This is a genomic window from Desulfosediminicola flagellatus, from assembly GCF_005116655.2.
GTDB lineage: Bacteria > Desulfobacterota > Desulfobulbia > Desulfobulbales > Desulfocapsaceae > Desulfopila > Desulfopila flagellata.
Genome location: NZ_CP050698.1, coordinates 1,300,449 through 1,321,341, shown reverse-complemented (window position 1 = coordinate 1,321,341; position 20,893 = coordinate 1,300,449). Strand labels below are relative to the sequence as shown.

General features: G+C 44.4%; 20 protein-coding genes and 1 pseudogene. 8 read left to right on the top strand and 13 right to left on the bottom strand.

Going from position 1 to position 20,893, the window contains the following annotated elements; genetic code table 11:
* Positions 1 to 4 precede the first annotated feature (4 nt).
* From argS to FCL46_RS05565, 4 genes are all read right to left on the bottom strand, one after another.
* Complete coding sequence (gene argS, locus FCL46_RS05580) at positions 5 to 1,663, bottom strand: arginine--tRNA ligase (protein ID WP_136805391.1); 1,659 nt, start codon at positions 1,661 to 1,663, stop codon at positions 5 to 7.
* A gap of 4 nt (positions 1,664 to 1,667) precedes the next feature.
* Positions 1,668 to 2,801 (bottom strand): alanine racemase, encoded by a 1,134-nt coding sequence (gene alr / locus FCL46_RS05575; protein WP_136805390.1) that lies wholly within the window; start codon positions 2,799 to 2,801, stop codon positions 1,668 to 1,670.
* A 29-nt stretch (positions 2,802 to 2,830) separates the two neighbouring features.
* Positions 2,831 to 3,256 (bottom strand): hypothetical protein, encoded by a 426-nt coding sequence (locus FCL46_RS05570; protein ID WP_136805389.1) that lies wholly within the window; start codon positions 3,254 to 3,256, stop codon positions 2,831 to 2,833.
* Between the two features lie 84 nt (positions 3,257 to 3,340).
* Positions 3,341 to 3,526: an ATP-binding protein gene (locus FCL46_RS05565; RefSeq protein WP_136797680.1), complete on the bottom strand. Its 186-nt coding sequence runs from the start codon at positions 3,524 to 3,526 to the stop codon at positions 3,341 to 3,343.
* 1,151 nt (positions 3,527 to 4,677) lie between these two features.
* On the opposite strand from FCL46_RS05565, the gene FCL46_RS05560 reads away from it, so the two are divergent.
* The gene (locus FCL46_RS05560; RefSeq protein ID WP_136805388.1) at positions 4,678 to 5,031 is read left to right on the top strand and encodes a hypothetical protein; all 354 of its coding nucleotides are present in this window, start codon (positions 4,678 to 4,680) and stop codon (positions 5,029 to 5,031) included.
* A 74-nt stretch (positions 5,032 to 5,105) separates the two neighbouring features.
* Here FCL46_RS05560 and FCL46_RS05555 read toward each other — a convergent pair whose 3' ends face one another.
* From FCL46_RS05555 to FCL46_RS05525, 8 genes and pseudogenes are all read right to left on the bottom strand, one after another.
* Positions 5,106 to 6,488, bottom strand: coding sequence for a cobyrinic acid a,c-diamide synthase CobB (locus FCL46_RS05555; protein ID WP_136805387.1), 1,383 nt, complete (start codon positions 6,486 to 6,488; stop codon positions 5,106 to 5,108).
* Between the two features lie 93 nt (positions 6,489 to 6,581).
* Complete coding sequence (locus tag FCL46_RS05550) at positions 6,582 to 7,253, bottom strand: lysophospholipid acyltransferase family protein (RefSeq protein ID WP_136805386.1); 672 nt, start codon at positions 7,251 to 7,253, stop codon at positions 6,582 to 6,584.
* Complete coding sequence (gene uvrB, locus FCL46_RS05545) at positions 7,250 to 9,268, bottom strand: excinuclease ABC subunit UvrB (protein ID WP_136805385.1); 2,019 nt, start codon at positions 9,266 to 9,268, stop codon at positions 7,250 to 7,252. Before uvrB ends, FCL46_RS05550 begins: the two co-directional genes overlap by 4 nt.
* 85 nt (positions 9,269 to 9,353) lie before the next feature.
* The gene (locus tag FCL46_RS28725; RefSeq protein WP_420811264.1) at positions 9,354 to 9,731 is read right to left on the bottom strand and encodes an RNase H family protein; all 378 of its coding nucleotides are present in this window, start codon (positions 9,729 to 9,731) and stop codon (positions 9,354 to 9,356) included.
* A gap of 96 nt (positions 9,732 to 9,827) precedes the next feature.
* Positions 9,828 to 10,265, bottom strand: a pseudogene (gene rnhA, locus FCL46_RS28720) (ribonuclease HI); the annotation flags it as partial.
* Positions 10,266 to 10,497: 232 nt separating this feature from the next.
* Positions 10,498 to 11,205: a DUF547 domain-containing protein gene (locus FCL46_RS05535; RefSeq protein ID WP_167505738.1), complete on the bottom strand. Its 708-nt coding sequence runs from the start codon at positions 11,203 to 11,205 to the stop codon at positions 10,498 to 10,500.
* Between the two features lie 78 nt (positions 11,206 to 11,283).
* Positions 11,284 to 11,994, bottom strand: a complete 711-nt coding sequence (locus FCL46_RS05530) for a TVP38/TMEM64 family protein (RefSeq protein WP_228723333.1) — start codon at positions 11,992 to 11,994, stop codon at positions 11,284 to 11,286.
* A 284-nt stretch (positions 11,995 to 12,278) separates the two neighbouring features.
* Positions 12,279 to 12,479, bottom strand: coding sequence for a ferredoxin (locus FCL46_RS05525; protein ID WP_136805382.1), 201 nt, complete (start codon positions 12,477 to 12,479; stop codon positions 12,279 to 12,281).
* A 393-nt stretch (positions 12,480 to 12,872) separates the two neighbouring features.
* On the opposite strand from FCL46_RS05525, the gene FCL46_RS05520 reads away from it, so the two are divergent.
* The 5 genes from FCL46_RS05520 (at position 12,873) to FCL46_RS05500 (ending at position 16,816) form a co-directional block, all read left to right on the top strand.
* Entirely contained in the window at positions 12,873 to 14,078 is a 1,206-nt protein-coding gene (locus FCL46_RS05520) for an FprA family A-type flavoprotein (protein WP_136805381.1), read from the top strand.
* A 101-nt stretch (positions 14,079 to 14,179) separates the two neighbouring features.
* Entirely contained in the window at positions 14,180 to 14,662 is a 483-nt protein-coding gene (locus FCL46_RS05515) for a hypothetical protein (protein ID WP_136805380.1), read from the top strand.
* Positions 14,663 to 14,754: 92 nt separating this feature from the next.
* Positions 14,755 to 14,976: a rhodanese-like domain-containing protein gene (locus tag FCL46_RS05510; protein ID WP_136805379.1), complete on the top strand. Its 222-nt coding sequence runs from the start codon at positions 14,755 to 14,757 to the stop codon at positions 14,974 to 14,976.
* A gap of 69 nt (positions 14,977 to 15,045) precedes the next feature.
* Complete coding sequence (locus FCL46_RS05505; protein WP_136805378.1) at positions 15,046 to 15,567, top strand: ferritin-like domain-containing protein; 522 nt, start codon at positions 15,046 to 15,048, stop codon at positions 15,565 to 15,567.
* 97 nt (positions 15,568 to 15,664) lie between these two features.
* The gene (locus FCL46_RS05500) at positions 15,665 to 16,816 is read left to right on the top strand and encodes an MBL fold metallo-hydrolase (RefSeq protein ID WP_136805377.1); all 1,152 of its coding nucleotides are present in this window, start codon (positions 15,665 to 15,667) and stop codon (positions 16,814 to 16,816) included.
* Positions 16,817 to 17,002: 186 nt separating this feature from the next.
* Here FCL46_RS05500 and FCL46_RS05495 read toward each other — a convergent pair whose 3' ends face one another.
* Positions 17,003 to 17,545, bottom strand: coding sequence for a ferritin family protein (locus FCL46_RS05495; protein ID WP_136805376.1), 543 nt, complete (start codon positions 17,543 to 17,545; stop codon positions 17,003 to 17,005).
* 203 nt (positions 17,546 to 17,748) lie between these two features.
* Between FCL46_RS05495 and FCL46_RS05490 the strand changes: the two genes are divergently transcribed.
* Positions 17,749 to 18,624: a class I SAM-dependent methyltransferase gene (locus FCL46_RS05490; protein ID WP_136805375.1), complete on the top strand. Its 876-nt coding sequence runs from the start codon at positions 17,749 to 17,751 to the stop codon at positions 18,622 to 18,624.
* A gap of 557 nt (positions 18,625 to 19,181) precedes the next feature.
* Positions 19,182 to 20,816: a hydroxylamine reductase gene (gene hcp / locus FCL46_RS05485; RefSeq protein ID WP_136805374.1), complete on the top strand. Its 1,635-nt coding sequence runs from the start codon at positions 19,182 to 19,184 to the stop codon at positions 20,814 to 20,816.
* The last annotated feature ends 77 nt before the right edge of the window (positions 20,817 to 20,893 follow it).

Sequence of the window (20,893 nt, the reverse complement as noted above, 5' to 3'; positions counted from 1 at the left end):
TCCGCTACATTTTCTCAGGTGCTGTCAAACCCACAATAGCGAGGCAATTTCTGAAAACCTGACGCAGTGCGATGATAAGGCAAAGACGCGCCTGGCTCAGAGCAACATCATCGGTGATGACTTTATGCTTGTTGTAGTAGCTATGGAACTGGCTCGCCAACTCAAGCAAATAGAAAATCACCTTGTGCGGTGCCAGATCGAGAGCAGCACCCTCAAGCATTGCCGGGAACGTTGACATTGTTTTCAATAACTGCAGTTCCTCTGGTTCTTTGAGCAGTTCGCTGTTTACTTCGCTAAAAGGAATCTGCTTAACACCTTTTTCAGGTGCCTGATCGATGATAGAACACATCCGTGCATGTCCATACTGAACATAATAGACTGGATTCTCCTGGCTCTCTTTTGTCGCAAGATCGAGATCAAATTCCAGTTGACTGTCCGCTTTTCTCATCATGAAAAAGAAGCGCACGACATCTACACCAACCATTTCAACAAGCTCATCGACAGTAACAAAATTCGCCTTACGGGTCGACATCTTCACCTGTTTGCCGTCCCTGGTCAGGGTCACAAACTGATGCAATACAACAGTCACCTTGGATTCGTCGTATCCCAGAGCCTTTACTCCAGAAAGAACATCCGGAACTGTAGCAATATGATCAGAGCCGAATATATCAATCATCCAATCGAAATTACGACGATATTTCTCACGATGATAGGCAATATCCGGCAAACGGTATGTTGGCTCACCAGTGCTTTTAATGATTACCCGATCCTGCTCCTGCCCTAACTCACTGGTTTTAAACCAGGTCGCACCCTCTTTTTCGTACACATAGCCCATATCACGCAGTTGCTTCACTACATCATCTATGTGGCCATCGTCATAGAGCGAACGCTCATTGAAAAAGTTGTCGAATTTTATATCGAGAAGGGACAGTGTGGATGAAATATCCTTGAAAATATGCTGCTCTGCCTTTTCCTTGAAGGGTGTAACATCAGGCTCATCTTTTAAGCTGTCACCTTTTTCATCAATCAGCTGCTGGCTGATATCCATGATGTACTCACCCTGATATCCGTCTTCAGGGAATTCAAAGGGCAAACCGAGCTTCTCAAGATATCTTGACCGTGTAGACTCACCAAGCACACGCATCTGCCTTCCGGCATCGTTATAGTAGTACTCTCGATAAACATCATGCCCGGTAGCTTCTAAAAGACGCGCAATAGAATCACCGAGAATAGCCTGACGACCATGTCCGATGCTCAAAGGTCCGGTAGGATTTGCACTGACGAACTCTACCATTACTTTACGACCGCCACCAACAGAACTCAGGCCAAAGTCTTTACCGGCACTATCGATAACCGCAATAACCTGACGCCAGACATCCGGCTGGATGAAGACATTAACAAAGCCGGGACCGGCAATCTCAACTTTTTGCACCAGCTCAGTTACTGCAGAAAGTTTCTCGGCAATAATGGCTGCTATCTCACGCGGATTACGTTTCTCAACACCAGCCAGAACAAGAGCGAAATTCGTTGCAAAATCTCCCTGCCCTTCATGCTTAGGCAACTCTACCGTGTATTTGCCAGCGCCTTGTGCAGACCAGCTTTCATCAGCTACGCCCTGCTCGAAAATATTATCAAGAACATCTTTTAATCGTGCTCGGATCATGAACCTACTCTATATGAACTCGTTGATTGTTGTTGCCCAGCATGCAGAGGATTTCATAACTGATGGTACCGGCCTTTTGGGCAATATCATCTGCGGTAATCACTTCTGAGCCTTGCTCTCCCAGGAAAACAGCTTCGTCGCCGATCTGCACTCCATCGATTTCTGTAATATCTGCCATACAGAGATTCATACATATCCTGCCCAAGACAGGCACTTTTGTACCCTGTATTAACACTTCCGCTTGATTTGACAAACAGCGCGGGTATCCATCCTCATACCCTACCGGCATAACAGCAAGCCTGGTGGCTCTGGTAGTGGTATATGTATGCCCGTAACTGACGCCTGTACCTGCAGGTACTTCCTTGACCATCGCAATACGCGTTGAGAACTTCATTGCAGGCCTGAGACGCTCTTCTCCCACTCGGGCATTATCTCTATTGCCATCCGGGGAATAGCCGTACAGGGCAATACCAGCCCTGCCCATCTCACACAAAGTTTCGGGAAAGTTAAGCACTGCGCCGGAATTAGCAATATGCCTGATCCCGGAAAACGTATTTTCAATTCGATGACAGGCATCCGAATATACAGTAAATGCCGAATTTGTGCCTGAAGATTTAGGATTATCAGCTTCATAAAAGTGACTCACCACTCCGGCAAGCGTCACACCTGGCAATTCATCTATATATTCTGCATACTCTTCAATTTGATCCGGCATAACTCCAAGTCGGCTCATACCGCTGTCTATCTTCAGGTGCAGATCTATTGTACAATTACGTTTGACCGCACGTTCAGACAAAAGAGCAATGGAATTTTTTGTAAAGACGACAGGCGTTAAACTGTGAGTAAAAAAATAGTCGGCCTGATTTTCTAAAAAACCGACCATTATGAATATTTCACCTGTAATACCTGAATTTCTCAGTTTAACTCCCTCACATAACTCAGCCACACCAAAGATATGGCAACCACCTGCCGCAAAGGCTCTTGCCGCCTCAACCATGCCGTGACCATATCCATCCCCTTTGACCATAGCTAACAGTTCAACACCATCAGGAATCCGGGAACGAAGTGTTCGGTAATTATGGGTAAGAGCAGCACAATCGATAGTAATGATATTTGAGGAATTTGGAATTTCGGTCATCGGTATTTCAAAGTGAAAAGAAAATAGTCTTATTTATTGCGCCATGCTTTCCAGCCATTTCGACTGGACCAAAACAACGCCCAACCAACAGTAATATAGAGAACTCCCAACAAAGGCTTTGGAACTGAAGACTGTCTCAAATAGTAACCCGTTGCCATCATTGCCAGCACCAGCAACCAGGTTTTTTTCGAATAGACTGCCCCCATACAGGTCCCGTCTTTCAATAGCAGGATTCGATGTATGCTTTTCACAGCGGTTCTATCAAGGATAAAATGAGATTTCAGAAACCCCAGCAGGATCGCCGGCAGCACCAAAAAAGCTAGATCTGCAGAGTAAACCCAATTGAAACCGCGCCCCATAAGGAAGCAACCGATAACAGTCCAGAGACTGGCTGCTAGCAAGAGGTGGGTTTTACGTTGAACACCCGGCTTATACTGTGACAAATCAAATGACATCTGATACTTCTTTCCTTACAAATAAGACAAGCCCATCCCCTGATAGGAGATGGGCTTGCCTTGTGACACTGAATGTACGGGCTATTACATTTCTGTAACAGTGATAGCACCTTCAGGACAAACTTCAACACAAGTCTCACAACCAAGGCACTCATCTGGCTCTACTACTTCTGCTTTACCGTCTGCCATCTCGAAAACCTGCGCAGGACATGCGGATACACACTCTTCATCGCCAGTACATTTATCTTTATCTACAACTACTTCAAACATAATACACCTCCATTATTTGGATAATTTAGAGAAGTATTCTTCAAACATTTTTTATGTAATCCAAATACCTTCACGAATGAGTTATTTCGTGTACTACTCCAATTAATGTACGGCCAGTTTTTTGTCAAGAAAAAATAAAAACCCTCACAGAAGTGTAAAAAATGACGTTTTTTCAATATATTAAATAGCACTTTTCGCGGAACACTACTGAGAGTTCTCACACAGTATCACCCCGATAATATGACATTTTACTCCTTTCGTAACATGCAGCGAGATGCGTCATTTTGCACACTTCGCTCAACCAAACCAGCACACACACATAACAACAGCAGGTTAGCCGATATCCTCATAGTTATGCACCATAGTAATGTAAGGAACTGAGAGGACCCGAGTATTTCGGTGAGCTCAAATTTTCAGTGTAGAAAAATAGATACCTTGTACATGACATTCAAACAAACACATCACCAATGCGCTTGCAAAGGTGAGGAGAGAGGGGTGAGGCGTAAGGTGACAACTACATTAGTCCAGAAAGATTTGGCAACGTACTGTATCTGCATATCGAAAGGGTTTATACTGCTCACTCCTAACCTCCAACGCCTCACAATACAAGCTGAGGATTAGGGTCGTATTAATATATCCAATTACTCATGAAACTCAGCACGCCTCGTATAGAGAAGGACTGCGAGAAGCATTTCATGCTGTTATAACCCGTTATAACGCGATGACATATCTATCAGATATCTTTATCAATTCACTTATACAAAATCGTAAGAAAATCATTTGCAAGTGTCATTTCCGCCTTACGCCTCACACCTTACGCCTCACATTTCGAAGCTGAGATTTAGGGGGAATCAGATTAATATATATTGACCATGTAACGGATTTCAAATTATGTTGCTCAGACTTCGGGTTCATCCCGGCTTTACATAATCATGAATCATATCCTCACAAAGGATGATAATACCACTAAAGACTACCGGAAAAACCCGTCAATAGACCTGACTTCTGCATCATGGCTGAGGCTTACCACCGAAATTTCAGATACGTTCGATCATGGTGAACTTTCCTGCATGCAGATATTTCGTTCGATTGGCTTTTCCCTATGAGTCCTGGCACTTTAACTCAATAATTTTCCACCGAAAAGAGCTATCATGGCAAAGAAAGAATCTGAAAACACTATAAAACAGCGAACTACTCCTGAAAAACGTGAACTGGCAATGATTGAAGGAATCCTGGAAGGCAGCCCTGATGGAATAGGGGTAGTCGTCGTCCGCCTTAACTGTGGCTGTCGAAAAATGGCGTCTCTGGATAAAGACGGTGAGCCAGCATCAAAAATCATTATGTACAGAGATGAAGCTGAGTCGATCTGCGCCCAATGCAAAGAGGATAACGGAGCATTTATGCGTGTTACCGAATCATTTATCCACTGGGTAGAACCGGCTCCATCAGCAGAACAACAACGAGATATCAGTGTAAAAGTTCTCGGTTCTGCCCCTGTAAACTGATCTTACTTCACTTATGGGCGGGATAATGTCTTTTGTTTTTTTATCCCGCCTTTTTCTTCGACCTGAAGATCGTCTCAGCTTCCTGCTTTAAATTCCCTGCAGCGTTTGAGAAAACCGGGTGCCCATTCGGGAGTACCATCAGCATGAACATGGGTATACATGGCCAGGACATTTTTATAGATCAACCCATCCTGTTTGTCGACAAACCCTTTACCACGTTGCATCACAACGGTCATATCCTGCTCACTACCGCCCCATTCCAAAACTGTTGAGTAGCGGAACTCATGCCCTTTGGCTGTAGTCCCCAGAGGATAAAATGGGTTTTCTTTTTTAACGGTAAATGTTGAATACCCATGGGCCTGAGGCTTTTCAGACATGCCGAAACGGGCCGGAAATACTCCAGCAAGCGGATATTCTTCATCATCAATCAAAATCGACTGTCCAAGATAGATGAGCCCGCCACACTCGGCATAAATAGGTAATCCGCTATCTGCCGCAGCTTTTATAGACTGACGAAAACTCTCATTTGCTGCAAGTGAGCTAGCACTGGTCTCAGGAAAACCGCCACCGATATACAAGCCATCAAGCTCAGGGAGTTTTTTATCTGAAAGGGCATTAAGCGGAACCAGTTCAGCCCCGCCCTGCTCAAGAGCTTCTAAATTCTCAGAATAGTAAAACTGAAATGCTGCATCCTGAAGTACCCCTATGCGTATATCAGTTTTTACAGAGTGCAGATCGTGAACTACATTCGAAGAGTACTCAACATCTTCCAGTGGTGCCATTATCGACTCTACACGGTCGATATCAACATTAGCGGTAACCGTTTCGATAAGAAATGATAAGGCATCGCCGCTATCCGTATATTCCTGATAAGGGACCATGCCGAGGTGACGCATTGGGAAAATATCCCGCCCCATCCGTGGAATTACACCAAGCACAGGAACACCTGTATACCGCTCAACCGCTTCAGTAACGAGTCGTCGCTGCCGTTCAGTGGCAATCTGATTAAGTACAACTCCACGTATATCAATGCGCTCATCAAGATGCATGCACCCCAGTACCATTGCCGCTACAGTGCGGGTAGTCTTCGTGCAGTTTACAACCAACAGGACCGGCATCTTTAAAGTGATAGCAAGCTCTGCTGTAGAATACCCACCCTCGGGATTAACACCGTCATAGAGACCACGGTTTCCCTCGAGTAAAGCAATGTCCGCCCCGACTGAATGCGTATAGAAAGATCTTTTCAGCTCCTCCTGCTCAACCAGATAAGGATCGAGATTATAGCATTTTCGATTGGCCGCCAGCTGTAGCCAGCCGGCATCAATATAGTCCGGCCCCTTTTTAAACGGCACAACAGTATTCCCTCTGGCTGCAAGGGCGGCGGTGAGGCCTACTGACACAACACTTTTACCGGAGCCGCCTGCAAGCCCCGCAACAACTAGTCCTTTAGTCTGCATATCTGGTAACTATCTAATTAACGTTTATAGATTGTAAATATATTAGTGTATTCGTATATCATTTGAAAGATATCAAGAGCAGCCTCGCAGCTATCAATGCTCGTGTATATTGTGCTTTCCCCACATCTCTTCATAGAGCGTGTTGAGTCGAGTTTCAAGGAGTAACCGATATTCTTCCAGTGCTTCCCCTTTGATCCCGGACGGCACCAGCAACGGTTCACCATAGACAAAATCCACTGTCGAAAATGGTTTTGGGAATGCGGTCCTGTCCCAGGAAGGAATTGTCACATATTTTGATGCTCCCCAGGCTACAGGTAATATAGGAACCCCTGTACGGGAAGAGAGCAAAATCGAACCCGGTTGCAACACTCTGGCCGGCCCCTGAGAACCATCAGCAACTAAGGCAGTATTTTCACCTCTGCGGGCCACCCGTATCAAATCCTTTAGGGCCTGGACACCGTTATTATTTCTAGAACCACGTATGGTGGAAAAACCAAAATTTTCGACAAGCCTGGCAATATAATCACCATCTTTGCTTGAGCTTACCAAAGTCACGCCATTATAGTTCTTGAGCAACTGAAATGCTCCCAGCAGGGAGTAGTGCCAGAAGGTTACGATAACCTGTTTGTTATTATCTAACGTGTTTAACCGATGCTCACTTCCATGCACCCGCACCTTGCACGTGGCAAACCATAAACGGCTCAGCCAACCAACAAGGAAAGGAACAACACGTAGCGATATTTTCATCAAGAGACCGTCTTTCATCCGAGCTCAATTTCCAATTTTCTTATGGTTTTAATTCTATCCCGCAATCGTGCCGCCTCTTCAAATGCTAAATCCTGGGCTGCCTCATGCATCTGTTTTTCAAGTTTTTTAATCTCTTTTTCCAATTCACTGATCGAACTGTAGATTGGCAGTTCTTCCGCTGCCTCCAGCAAAGCCTGCTGGTGATCGTCAATAACATACCCGGAATTCTGCAAATGTTGCTGCATGGAATTTTTAACATTAGAGATAATTGTTGTCGGGATGATATTATGCTCTTCGTTAAATTCCTGCTGCAACTTTCTTCTGCGCTCAGTCTCGTCGATGGTATACTGCATTGAACCGGTGATATCATCAGCATACATAATAACAAGTCCCTCAGAGTTTCTGGCAGCACGTCCGCAGGTCTGTACGAGTGATCGCTCAGAACGCAAAAATCCTTCTTTATCCGCATCGAGTATCGCCACCAAAGAAACTTCCGGGATATCAAGCCCCTCCCGTAAAAGGTTGATGCCGACCAGAACATTATATTCGCCATTTCGCAGATCACGTATCAACTCGACACGTTCCAGGGTTTTAATATCCGAGTGGAGATACCGAACGCGAATACCCAGCTTTTCATAATAATCCGTCAAATCTTCAGCCATCCGCTTGGTCAGCGTGGTGACAAGAACAGCTTCATTTCGATCACTGCGTATACGTATCTCCTCCAGCAGATCATCAACCTGATCCTTTGCAGGCCGTATTTCAATAACAGGATCAAGCAACCCTGTAGGCCGGATAACCTGTTCAACAATCCGCCCTTCCGCATTATCCATTTCATAATTTCCGGGAGTTGCCGAAACATATATTGCCTGATGGATGCGATCCTTGAATTCATCAAAACGCAACGGACGATTATCCAGGGCTGAAGGCAGACGAAAACCGAAGTTTACCAGTGTCTTCTTGCGCGACCGGTCACCATTGTACATTCCGTTGAGCTGACCGATACCAATATGGCTCTCATCGATAAAGAGGAGAAAATCTTCAGGAAAATAGTCCAACAAGGTTGGTGGCGGCGATCCAACCTGTTTACCTGTAAGATGGCGACTGTAATTTTCAATACCGTTACAATAGCCGAGTTCCTGTATCATCTCGAGATCAAACATAGTGCGCTGATCGAGACGTTGCGCTTCAACCAGTCGGTTTTCTTTGTAAAACTGATCGAGCGTCTCTACCAGTTCTTCTTTGATTGTTCGCTGGGCAATCTGCAACCGATCTTTTGACGTTACAAAGTGGCTTCCCGGAAACACAGTATATTCGTCCAGTTCTTCGAGCACCACACCACGAAGCGGATCGATGACAGTGATGGATTCTATTGTGTCTCCAAAAAATTCGAGTCGTATTGCACGTTCTTCTTCATGGACCGGAAAAATATCGATAACATCGCCACGAACTCTGAAGGTTCCACGATGAAAGGATATATCATTTCGCTCAAAGAGCATATATACCAGACGTCGTGTCACCTCATCCATGGGGTGTTCTTTATCACGCTGCAAAAACAGATGCATATTGCGATATTCTTCGGGTGAACCCAGACCGTAAATACAGCTCACAGAAGCAACAATCAGCACATCACGTCTGGTGAGCAGGGATCGGGTTGCAGAGTGGCGCAACTTATCTATGGCATCATTAATTGCAGAATCTTTCTCAATATAGGTATCCGACTGGGGGATATACGCTTCCGGCTGGTAGTAGTCATAATATGAGACGAAATATTCAACCGCATTATTGGGAAACAGTTCTTTAAACTCGGCAAACAGCTGTGCTGCGAGGGTTTTATTCGGTGCAATTACCAGGGTAGGACGTTGAACCCTGGCCACAATACTTGCCATAGTAAAGGTCTTGCCTGATCCTGTAACACCAAGAAGCACCTGATTTTTCGCGCCCTCTTCTACACCCTTTGTAAGGACTTCTATAGCATGGGGCTGATCGCCCGAAGGTTCAAAAGGAGAGACAAGCTCGAAAGGAATATCCATATTTTTGCTTTTCTTTTTTCTTTTTTGGGGGGAGGGAGTAACTCATACTATTCCGGCCGCCTGCACTTCACACAGATTATCACATTCATGCATTTTCTTTTTCATGCTCACTTTCAAAAAGGTCTTTGGCAATTTCTTTAGCTTCCAGAATATGGCATGGCGGGTTTTCCTTATCAATCTGGTGAAATTTTACCGGAATATAGTGGAGCAGATCGGCCAGATCCTGCCAGTCCTGACGATTGCTGACTTCAAGCCCCTCACGGGTAAGCCAGTCACGCCGACGCCATTGCGGCATCCAGTTAGTGGCGCCATCTTTTAAGTAGCCGGAAGTCGTGTAGAGATGAATTGCCAGAGGTCGTTTCAAATTCCGGAGTGCCTCAATTGCAGAAAAAATATGCAAACTATTCCCGCTTCCTTCCGCCCTGAATCCCCCGACCACCTTATAGGTATCGCGGTACTGCATGACTCCGGCCCAGGCACCTGCTAGAAATTTCTGACGCCAGGTAATAGAGAGAAATATATGAACAGCTTCCCTGTCGTTCAAGGGCAGATTCGGACGTTGTCGTACAGAACCTGCAAGTTTATCGACCAGAATATTCCACTCGTTATCAGCGTGCCCCTTTACCCATTGCCATGAAATCTTGTGTCGCTTGATCTCTTCAGAGAGTTGCTGCCACAGATCGCGGTTAGCTACATCTTCACCTGTAATGGTGGTCCAATCGCGTTTTCGCCAGTTTTCCAGCCACTCAGTTATACCATCTTTGAGGTAACGGGAATCTGTATGCAGGGTGATATCATGGGAAGTGGTGAGATGCTGCAGTGCTTTAAGCGCAGCAGTGAGTTCCATACGATTATTGGTTGTCTGCTTCTCGCCGCCATGAAGTGTCTCGCTTGTATTATCAGGCGCAATAAAGGCAACAGCCCACCCACCCTCTCCGGGATTCGGGCTACAGGAACCATCTGTGTAAATGGTAATTTCGGGGAGTAATTCTGACATTCTCAATCTTTTCCAACACGCTTCTTCTCAATTATCGTGAACTGAGCCAAAAAGATTGTGTACTCAATCATCGATTCCGCTCATTCTACGCCAACTGCTATTACCTACCCTATTCCAGACCAAGTTAAAACAGATAATAGGGTTGCCCGGGAGATTGCTGCAGATGAAAATGTTGAATGATTGAGTTACCTGACAGGCAAAGTTGACAGAAAAAAACACCAGCAAAATCGGATTACTGACTGTTAATTGACCAGTCATAATCAAGATAGCTCACCTTCAGCTTATCCCCTGCAGCATCTATCCCTGCACGTAACTCGCCCTGTGCATATTTTTTTACAAATCCTGTAATATCTCCAGAAAAATCTTCACCAAACCATTTGAATATTTTTGAAACGTAAAGTGTATCCCCTGAGATATTGTTAAACTCACGGTTATGTAAAAAATCGATAGTATTTGCCTCAAGCTGCTCATTAAGCATGGCACCGGTATACGCCTCACTTATCAGCGGCGGGCAACTTTTTGAAGCACAATTTACAGCAAAATGAACACGTGGATCGTTGAATAAGGGACGAATAATATCATGCTCAATTTCATCGAGCGTAAGGGTTTTCCCACCGATATCTGCAAAACGGATTGACCAGGGAGATGAAAACAATCCACCAATTTTTTTAATGGATTTTACAGGCTGCCCCTTACTGAAGTTCTTCAGGATCAGTTTTATAGTGTAGGCATTGTACGCATTTATATACAACGCGAGACGATCCTGTTCGTTGAGAGCCTCAGGATCTGTCGCGTTAAGACGCGCAAGATAGCTATCCAGTTGTGCTTCATCCTGCTTAAAACCCTGGTAATCAACCTTGCCCTCTTTAACATAGGTAGCCAGCAAACCGGACCACTCATTATGCAGTTGCTCTGTTCCTGCAAGAGCAATAGATGTCATCAATATAATACTGCACAGTTGGCTAATTAGTATCCGTTTCAACATGATATTCTTCTCTTTTTTGCCATATTAGACCGATCATTTTTCACCTGCTTTTTCAGGAGCAAACCGTGGCCGAACATACTGCATAATCTTTTTCACAGTGATAGGGAATATACCTAATATAACGAATGAAATAATGAGTGTCGGAGAGAGAATTCCTGAGAGAGAATCAATCTTTGCAAGCTCTTTGCCTGCGTTTACAAAGACAAATGTGGCTGGAAGCATTCCAATTTGAGAAACCCAGAAAAATGTAGAGAGACGCATTGAGGTGAGTCCCATAACCAGATTAATAACGAAAAATGGGAAAACTGGAATCAGCCTTACAGTAAACAGGTAAAATCCACCCTCTCTGTCTACACCCTCATTTATCGTCTTCAGTTTTTCTCCAAATTTGCCCTGCACCCAGTCACGCAGCAGAGTCCGCGCCACAAAACAGGCAAGAGTTGCCCCTATTGTTGAGGCGACAGAAGCGACCAATGTTCCTATTGTCAGACCGAAAAATGCACCACTGGCAAGTGTCAACACAGCAGCACCAGGCAGGGATAAAGCAGTTACTGTAATGTATAATGCTGTAAATCCCCCGATAACAGCCAACCGGTTAGCCTGATATAATTCCTGAAACTGGAGCTGTGACGATTTTATATAATCAAGCGTCAGAAATCTTCCAATATCGAAATACATAAACGCTACACCGATGAGTGTCGCAATCAGAGCTATTGATATTTTTTGTGCTATATTTTTTCCCACGCGTTTTTCCTTAAAAATAAAATTATGATTACCACTAATCTTCAGCTTGCAAAGGTGAGGAGAGAGGCGTGAGGTGTGAGGCGTCGCAGATTGCCAAGTTGAGTCTTTTTTAGATTCCAGCAATTTCATTTAGTTGAGAAGAAATCAATCGCTTTGAGCTGTTACTCCTAACCCTTCTCTCCTCACCCCTCACTTCACTCAGCTGAGCTTTGTACAATCTTTTCAACTCCCTCTTGAATCGCTGAATTATACTTTTCATCGCGATTGCATATAAGAGACATGAACTAATCACTTTCTTCCCAATAAATACAATCTTTTGGGCAATTCTTGATCGCTTCCTGAATAATATCTTCAGGATACGTATTCATATCAACAACTTCCATGCGCCCAGTGGCCTCGTTTACCCTAAAAACATTCGGGGCAATTTCAATGCAGCCATAGCAGTCGCTGCAACGACCAATATCAATGATGAGTATACGTTTCATTGTAAAACTATTCCTAACGAAAAAACGTGAATTATCTTGTATTTTTATCAATCTGCCCATAATCTTGGCAGCATCAACGTAACACCTTTTACTGACAGTCTATTTTCGAATACATACAACAGCTAGACTGCAACAATAGTATTGACTTATTTGATAATTATTACTACTTAATAAACCTTGTCAACACGAACCACTTACAAATCATCTCTTCTTGTAATCGTTCATTGTCTCAATTACTATAAAGAGAATTTGTAAGAATATAGGCTAGTCACATACCACCGAGTTCGCTCGCCACCATTGAATTGGGTCTATTTTCCCGGGTGGACGGATTACTGTTTCATATATGTGCTCGCCTTATTATATACATATTTATAAATATATTATGGAGTTATCATGAACAATACTGAACTGGCAAAAGGTATCCACTGGGTTGGAGCTGTAGATTGGGATGTACGAGATTTTCATGGCTATTCAACTCTCAGGGGTACGACATATAATGCATTTCTCATTGTTGATGAAAAAGTCACCCTGTTTGACACAGTAAAACGTAGTCATCTTGACGACCTGATCCGCCATGTGAGTGCCATTATTGATCCTAAAAAAATTGATTATCTCGTTGTAAACCACGTAGAGATGGATCATTCAGGATCGTTACCTGAAATCATGGAACTTATCCAACCTGAGAAACTTATCTGCTCCCCGATGGGCCATAAAGCAATTCTTGACCATTTCCATCGTGAAGACTGGCCATTTGAGATTGTCAAATCAGGGACTGAAATAAGCCTTGGTAAACGCACCATCCAGTTCCTTGAGACACGGATGCTGCACTGGCCGGACTCCATGTTCTCTTACATAAAAGAAGACGGCATTCTCTTCTCCAGTGATGCTTTCGGACAACACTACGCCACAAGTGAACGATTTGATGACGAAGTGCCATTGCCTGAGGTTATGCAGGAGAGCGCAAAATACTACGCAAATATCCTCTATCTCTTCTCACCACTTGTAAAAAAGCTGCTTAAATCAGTCAGCGAGATGAATCTGGATATTAAGATGATCGCACCTGATCATGGTGTTATCTGGAGAACACACCACAAGGAAATTTTCGAGGCGTATGAGAAATGGAGTGCAGGTGAATCATCCGACAAGGCACTGGTAATCTACGAAACCATGTGGCAATCAACCGCGAAGATGGCAAAAGCCATCGCTGCCGGACTTGAAGAAGAAGGTATATCGACTGAGTTGATTAATCTGAAATTTCATCATCGTAGTGATATATTGACCAAAGTGTTGAATGCAAAGGCAGTTATTGTCGGCAGCCCAACCCTCAACAATGGTCTGCTTCCCGAGATGGCCGGTTTTCTCATGTATATGCGTGGATTAAAACCACTCAATAAGATAGGTGCTTCATTTGGTTCCTTTGGCTGGAGCGGCGAATCTGTTAAACTGTTAAATACCGCACTCGAAGAAATGAAAATCGAACTCGTCGAAGAAGGTATGAAACATAAGTATGTACCGAACGCCGAGGTGCTGCAGGAATGCAATACCATGGGACACCGTATTGGTGAGACCATTAAAGCTGCATCGACTAAAGCGCTTTAGCTCACGTGTTTCCATCCTTAATTTTGCATTCCGATAACGCATGTTCGGGAAAGCTGGTTTGGGATGGAAACCAAAACACGTTGGAACATTCAGGGTAATTAATGGAAAGGATAGCCCAACATAAAATCCTTGTCACCGGGGATTCCTTCGAGCATTCCTGCGATCAGGTAAGCAAGTTTTTCGACCTCACTTCTCTGGTTATCTACGACTGCGTTCAGGTCAATGAAGAACAATGTTTATCAGGCAGTGACGCTGTTTTTCTAAACGAACTAACACTGGCTGTGAAAAAGAATCATGAAACGGTTAACTCACTCGTCGAAGAACTCCGGCAAACCGGAGCAGAGACGATACTCGACCTCAAACACCTTGAGCACGGTTATCCCAGCAAAATACTGCATGTGCTCAGTCATATGCTTGATGGTTTCATCGGAATAGATTCATACTTTTATAATTTAGGTGCAGATAGCCACTGGCTAAGTGAAGAAGATAGCAAGTCAATACAGGAAAACCCTGCGAATTACTGGCTCATCCACATAGACTGCTTCTCAGCCAGCCCTGCAGAGGCGGGTTTGCTGCACGCATAATTTTAAATAGGCTGGCCATCGCTTGCCGACCACAACCTCAATTCGTTTTTGGAAAAACTGTCATAATCTACTATTACAAAGGATGAAGAGTCATGAACTGGTTATCTTTATTCAAAAAAAATGAAAATATCAGTGCTGAGAAGACCCGGGAGTTAATCGACTCTCGCCCACCCGGCACTTTTCAAATACTTGATGTTCGCCAACCAAAGGAATATGAACAATCTCATATCCCCGGCGCTATACTTATCCCTATCAGCGAATTACCAGACAGACTCGATGAGCTCGACAGCACGAAAGAAACCATAGTTTACTGACGTAGCGGAGTGCGCAGCCGGGCCGGCTGCCAGGTTCTTTCAAATGCCAAGTTCAGTAAGGTACTGAACATGAGCGGTGGTATAATCGGATGGGAAGGTGGAAAAGCAACAGGGCTTGAAACAGTCGGCCTTGAGTATTTTATCGAAGGCAATTTCACATCTGCTGTATCTATGGCCTACGCAATGGAAAAAGGATTAAAGAAATTCTATCTCCTGCTGGCTGAAAAAACAGACTCTCCTGAAAACAAAGAACTTCTTAATTATATGGCAAAGCTTGAAGATGGCCACATGGCAAAACTCAGCGGTCAATATTCTGAAGTAGCATTAGAAAAAGAAAAGAGCTCTGATGCTATAGCTGAAGGAGGCGTTACTGTCGATGATTTTCTCAAAACATTTGAGGGACATCTTACAAATATCAGTTCAGTGATCCAGGTCGGAATGATGTTCGAATCACAGGCCTACGATTTATACTCCCGGCTGGCTCATAAAGCTGACGATTCAGCGTTAAAGAGCTTTTATCTGAACATGGCTCAGGAAGAGAAAAACCATCTGGAACGCCTTGGCAAAGAACTGAGTAAGCGTTTAGCATAGACACAGCCTGACGTTTTAGTGCACTTGTTTCACTATATAAAAATAACTATATATTGTATATATGTAGCTCACTACCTTCCACGATAAGGAGATAATTATGAGCATCTTTTTGTATACTGCTCAAGATCTGTACACCTGGCTGACAAGTAAACAGGATATGCTGCTGCTCGATGTTCGTAATTCTGAGGACTTCAAACGATTCCAGGTCGAATCACCCTATGATTTTGACATACTCAACATCAGCTATTTCGATTTCATGGAAATAGAGGATGAGTGTGTAAAACAGATACCCAGAGATAAACCGGTAAGGGTTGTTTGTGCCAGTGAGGGTTCTGCAAAATTTGTTGCCGAAATTCTCGAGAAAAATGGTTTTGACGATATAGGGTATCTTGAAGGTGGTATAAAATCATGGGGAAACCTCTTGGTTCCTAGCCTGCTCAACCCGGGTGAAGATTTTGAGCTATACCAGTTTAACCGTCCAGGAAAAGCGTCCTGCAGTTATGGTGTTGCCAGTGGCGGAGAAATGATGCTCTTCGACCCATCCCGCAATATTGCTTTCTATCAGGAATTTGCCAAAGAAAAAGGCTGTACACTTATTCGAACCTGCGAAACTCACCTCCAGGCTGACTATATCGCCGGTAGCCGCTCACTCATGGAAGCAACCGGAATAGAAGTAGTAGCCAACAGCCACGACTTTAGCGGAGCAAATTTCACATACACACCCCTCGAAGATAAACAGTTATTAAAGTTTTCTTATGATGGACCTGAAGTCAAGGTTCTGTTCACCCCCGGACATACTCCTGGATCAACCTCGTATCTTATTGATAACCGATACCTCATCACCGGCGATACAATCTTTATCAAATCCGTTGGCAGGCCTGATCTCGGTGGTCAAGTAGATGCATGGTCTGATATTCTCTTCACCACCCTGCAAGCTATCAGAAAAATGGACCATAGCATTCAGCTCCTCCCAGGTCATTATATAGACTGGAGTGAAGCCAATGAAAATCTTGCAATCATCACCTCCCTCGGCGAAGCCATCGATTACAACAAAGCCATTCACGACATCGATAATGAAGCAGACTTCCTCACCTTCATCAAATCTAATATGCGCGAACAACCAAAGGAATATGCGACGATACGAAAAATCAATGCAAACCTTGAACAGGTTGACGATGATAAGGCGGATGAACTGGATTTAGGTAAGAATGAATGTGCTGCTTCGGCGTATGCTGCGGAAAAAGGATAAAAGACAGGGCTGAGGGGAAAGGACTGAGGACTAAGTAAAAACGTGAGGTGTGAGGTGTGAGGTGTGAGGGAAGTTAGCACTCAGTAGGTCTGAAGTACAACAACAAAGAGGGGGCGAACTGAAAAATACAGTCCCCCCCGTTCGTGTATAACAATCCCCCCCTCTACCCCTATGTAAGCATAGAGATTACTTGAAATATCTGTTGAGGAGACCTGCGAAGGCCTGTCCGTGACGAGCCTCATCTTTACACATCTCGTGTACGGTGTCGTGGATTGCATCAAGGTTGAGTTCTTTGGCACGGGTAGCAAGTGCTTTCTTACCAGCACAGGCACCGTGCTCTGCAGCAACGCGTGCTTCAAGATTTGCTTTGGTGTCAGCAACAACACACTCACCGAGAAGCTCTGCAAATTTTGCAGCATGCTCAGCCTCTTCCCAGGCGATGCGCTTGTATGCTTCTGCAACCTCAGGATAACCTTCGCGGTCAGCCTGACGTGCCATGGCAAGATACATACCAACTTCGGTACATTCTCCAGTGAAGTTCATCTGCAGACCTTCAACGATTTCAGCGTCTACACCTTCTGCAACACCAATTACATGCTCATCAGCCCAAGCCATATCACCTTCAGCCTGAAGTTTGAACTTAGCTGCACTTGCTCCACACTGTGGACACTGGTCTGGTGCTGCACCATCATTAACATAACCACAAACTGTACATACATATTTTTGCATTGGAAATCCTCCTGAATATTTATTAAGTAATATTGATAATCATTACTGCTCAATTGCTAAACAACATACAGAGTTCGAATTAACTTTGCAACATCTTTTTTCTCTTTGTATATAGAATTGCAATATAACTTTACGAGGTGTTTTTGCTAGCGGCACCACTATCATGGCGAGCAGTAAACTTTCTCGCTACTACAGTATCTTAAATGAAACGCTCGGAAAATTTTGGCGATTCAGATACAGATACTGCTCTACTATTCTCATTCTCATCCAGGCCATCCGTGCAAATATATTCAAGCTACGACGAAGAACCGGAAGACATCTACCTGCCTCTACCGCAATTGATGTATTCGGAAATGTACGAACTGGAGATGGGGAGTTTTGATAAGGACCTGTTCTTCTATTCATCAGCACTTTCACATCAATCCACAGTGCTTGAAGTTGGCTGCGGAAGCGGCAGATTGACACGACTACTCTCAAATCTGGGCCACTCACTAACCGGTATAGACCTGTCCCGCGAGATGATACATATCGCCCGCACCAAATCCACAGGTAACGAACACTATATACAAATGGATATGCGTCAGCTGGCATTCAATTGTCTATTCGACGCTGTGGTCATCCCATATAATACACTGAACCTGTTATCAGATACTGATGACATCATCAGTTGTCTTAGTGGTTGCAGGAAGTACCTCAAGCCCGGTGGAGCCTTACTACTTCAGCTCTATATTCCACCGGCAAACGATCAGACCGAAAAGACGACAAAGTCATTTCAATTTCAAATGTTCGATCGTCCTCAAGGCGGCAGGATTGTCAAAGAGATTTTACGCACCATGAACTACACAACCAACCGCCTGGAAATGACAGAACGCTATAAAGTCCGGCCCATGAACGGCACTGATCCCAATGTTAACTATAGCCATACGCTTTACCTTAATGGCAGCGATAAAGAGCGTTGGCTACATATAATTGAATCCTGTAAATTTACCGTCGAAAACTGTTACTCAAGCTTTAACCTTGATAATTCAATTGCTTCAGACACCGGCCTCCTACTGATTAAAGCACAGCCTTCTAGCTAAGGAAAATTTCACAAAACATTTTCTGATCACTCCTAAATCTCTGCTTCTAAATGTGAGGTGTCAGGTGTGAGGTGTGAGGCGTTAGGCGTTAGGCGGAAACGACACCAACAACTGCCCCATTGCGATTTGACACAAACCATTTAATGACGGATACTTGGCAACTTATCATCACGTGACAACAGAGTATAATGGCATCAAAATTCTTCTCGCTATCCACCTCTATTGCACCCCTGCCCCCACTCCTCACTCCTCACTCCTCACCCCTCACGTTTTTACTAAGTCCTTAGTCCTCAGCCCTTAGTCCTCAGTCCTTAGTCCTTAGTCCTTAGTCCTTAGCCCCTTACCCTCATAGCTGAGAATGAATGATAATCACAAAACATTAATAAAATTCCAATCTCTTGACCTAGATCAAGGATTCTGAGACACTTTTTAAGTACTCTCTTCTTAACTGATGCGGATTTACACTTTTCCATTTCCCACATCGGTTAAACGTTATCTTCAAAGAAGTAGAATTCAACGATCCATATTCGGATCCATAATCGTTTCAGGAGGACAATATGTTTTGTAATCAATGCGAACAAACTGCAAAGGGAACTGGTTGTACCAAAATCGGTGTTTGCGGAAAATCGGAAGACGTTGCCAGCCTTCAGGATTTACTCACCTACGCAGTTCAGGGCCTCTCCCTTGTTGCCGTTGAAGGTCGAAAAGTTGGTGTAGTAGATAATGCTGTTGATCGCTTTGCAGCCGAAGCAATTTTTGCCTGCCTGACTAATGTTGATTTTGATCCTGCACGATTTCAAGACTGGATCAATACCACGGTAAAACTCCGTGATGAATTGAAAACAAAAGTCAAAGCTGCTGGCGGCAATGTTGATATTGCAGAAGCACCTGCAACCTACGCACCTGCTGCTACTCTTGAAGGGCTTGAAGAGCAGGGCTTAAAACTTGACTTCATCAATAACCTCGACAGCAACGAAGACCTTCGTTCTTTAAAGCAGATCGCGGTCTACGGTATTCGCGGTCTTGCTGCATATGCCGACCACGCAGCGATTCTCGGTCAGGAAGATGAGTCCGTATTTACGTACATCCACGAAGCAATGGCAGAACTCTCCCGACAGGGACAAAGCCTTGAGGCTCACGTTGCACTCGCACTTAAGTGTGGCGAAGTAAACCTGAAAGCAATGGAACTTCTTGATGCAGGTAACACCGGAACCTACGGGCACCCTGTTCCTACTAAGGTTCCTCTTGGCCAGAAAACCGGTAAAGCCATTCTCGTAACCGGCCATGATCTTCGCGACCTCGAACTGCTGCTCAAGCAGACTGAAGGAAAAGGCATTAACATCTACACCCACGGTGAGATGCTTCCATGCCACGGTTATCCTGAGTTGAAGAAGTATGAGCATTTCTATGGACACTATGGAACCGCATGGCAGAACCAGGCTAAAGAGTTCCCTCAATTCCCGGGTGCGATTCTCTTTACCACAAACTGCATTCAGAAACCTGCTGACAGCTATAAGGCTAATGTGTTCACCACCGGCCTTGTTGGCTGGCCTGATGTCGCACACATCGGTGACGACAAAGATTTCACCCCGGTAATTGAGCGTGCTCTTGCTCTCGAAGGTTACACTGAAGATACTGATAAAGACTCTGTTCTTGTCGGTTTTGGTAGAAACACCGTTCTTGGAGTTGCTGACAAAGTAATTGACGCAGTAAAAGCAAAAGCGATTCGCCACTTCTTCCTTGTTGGTGGCTGTGATGGCGCAAAGCCTGGTCGTAACTACTACACAGAATTTGTTGAGCAAGTACCTGAAGATTGCATGATTCTCACCCTTGCATGTGGCAAATTCCGTTTCTTCGATAAAAAGCTCGGTGACATCGGTGGCATTCCTCGTCTTCTTGATGTTGGTCAGTGCAACGATGCTTACTCTGCAATCCAGATCGCTGTTGCTCTTGCAGGAGCATTTGAGTGCGATGTAAATGATCTCCCACTCTCCATGATTCTTTCCTGGTACGAGCAGAAAGCATGCGTTATTCTCCTTACCTTGCTGAGTCTTGGAATTAAAGATATCCGCCTCGGACCCTCCCTCCCTGCATTCATCACCCCGAATGTACTGGACGTCCTTGTACAGAATTTTGAAATCAAGCCGATCGCAGCTACTGCTGCAGAAGACCTGAAGACAATTCTCGGATAATCCGCTATAGTACATCTCGCTGTTTTAAGGCAGGAGCCGTTACGGCTCCTGCCTTTTTTTGTCTATATAATTACGGT

What these genes read in the sequence shown, in the direction of transcription:
- argS (WP_136805391.1), bottom strand. Translation starts at nt 1,663, where the DNA reads ATGATCCGAGCACGATTAAAAGATGTTCTTGATAATATTTTCGAGCAG.
- alr (WP_136805390.1), bottom strand. Translation starts at nt 2,801, where the DNA reads ATGACCGAAATTCCAAATTCCTCAAATATCATTACTATCGATTGTGCT.
- FCL46_RS05570 (WP_136805389.1), bottom strand. Translation starts at nt 3,256, where the DNA reads ATGTCATTTGATTTGTCACAGTATAAGCCGGGTGTTCAACGTAAAACC.
- FCL46_RS05565 (WP_136797680.1), bottom strand. Translation starts at nt 3,526, where the DNA reads ATGTTTGAAGTAGTTGTAGATAAAGATAAATGTACTGGCGATGAAGAG.
- FCL46_RS05560 (WP_136805388.1), top strand. Translation starts at nt 4,678, where the DNA reads ATGGCAAAGAAAGAATCTGAAAACACTATAAAACAGCGAACTACTCCT.
- FCL46_RS05555 (WP_136805387.1), bottom strand. Translation starts at nt 6,488, where the DNA reads ATGCAGACTAAAGGACTAGTTGTTGCGGGGCTTGCAGGCGGCTCCGGT.
- FCL46_RS05550 (WP_136805386.1), bottom strand. Translation starts at nt 7,253, where the DNA reads ATGAAAGACGGTCTCTTGATGAAAATATCGCTACGTGTTGTTCCTTTC.
- uvrB (WP_136805385.1), bottom strand. Translation starts at nt 9,268, where the DNA reads ATGGATATTCCTTTCGAGCTTGTCTCTCCTTTTGAACCTTCGGGCGAT.
- FCL46_RS28725 (WP_420811264.1), bottom strand. Translation starts at nt 9,731, where the DNA reads ATGCAGTACCGCGATACCTATAAGGTGGTCGGGGGATTCAGGGCGGAA.
- FCL46_RS05535 (WP_167505738.1), bottom strand. Translation starts at nt 11,205, where the DNA reads ATGACATCTATTGCTCTTGCAGGAACAGAGCAACTGCATAATGAGTGG.
- FCL46_RS05525 (WP_136805382.1), bottom strand. Translation starts at nt 12,479, where the DNA reads ATGAAACGTATACTCATCATTGATATTGGTCGTTGCAGCGACTGCTAT.
- FCL46_RS05520 (WP_136805381.1), top strand. Translation starts at nt 12,873, where the DNA reads ATGAACAATACTGAACTGGCAAAAGGTATCCACTGGGTTGGAGCTGTA.
- FCL46_RS05515 (WP_136805380.1), top strand. Translation starts at nt 14,180, where the DNA reads ATGGAAAGGATAGCCCAACATAAAATCCTTGTCACCGGGGATTCCTTC.
- FCL46_RS05510 (WP_136805379.1), top strand. Translation starts at nt 14,755, where the DNA reads ATGAACTGGTTATCTTTATTCAAAAAAAATGAAAATATCAGTGCTGAG.
- FCL46_RS05505 (WP_136805378.1), top strand. Translation starts at nt 15,046, where the DNA reads ATGAGCGGTGGTATAATCGGATGGGAAGGTGGAAAAGCAACAGGGCTT.
- FCL46_RS05500 (WP_136805377.1), top strand. Translation starts at nt 15,665, where the DNA reads ATGAGCATCTTTTTGTATACTGCTCAAGATCTGTACACCTGGCTGACA.
- FCL46_RS05495 (WP_136805376.1), bottom strand. Translation starts at nt 17,545, where the DNA reads ATGCAAAAATATGTATGTACAGTTTGTGGTTATGTTAATGATGGTGCA.
- FCL46_RS05490 (WP_136805375.1), top strand. Translation starts at nt 17,749, where the DNA reads ATGAAACGCTCGGAAAATTTTGGCGATTCAGATACAGATACTGCTCTA.
- hcp (WP_136805374.1), top strand. Translation starts at nt 19,182, where the DNA reads ATGTTTTGTAATCAATGCGAACAAACTGCAAAGGGAACTGGTTGTACC.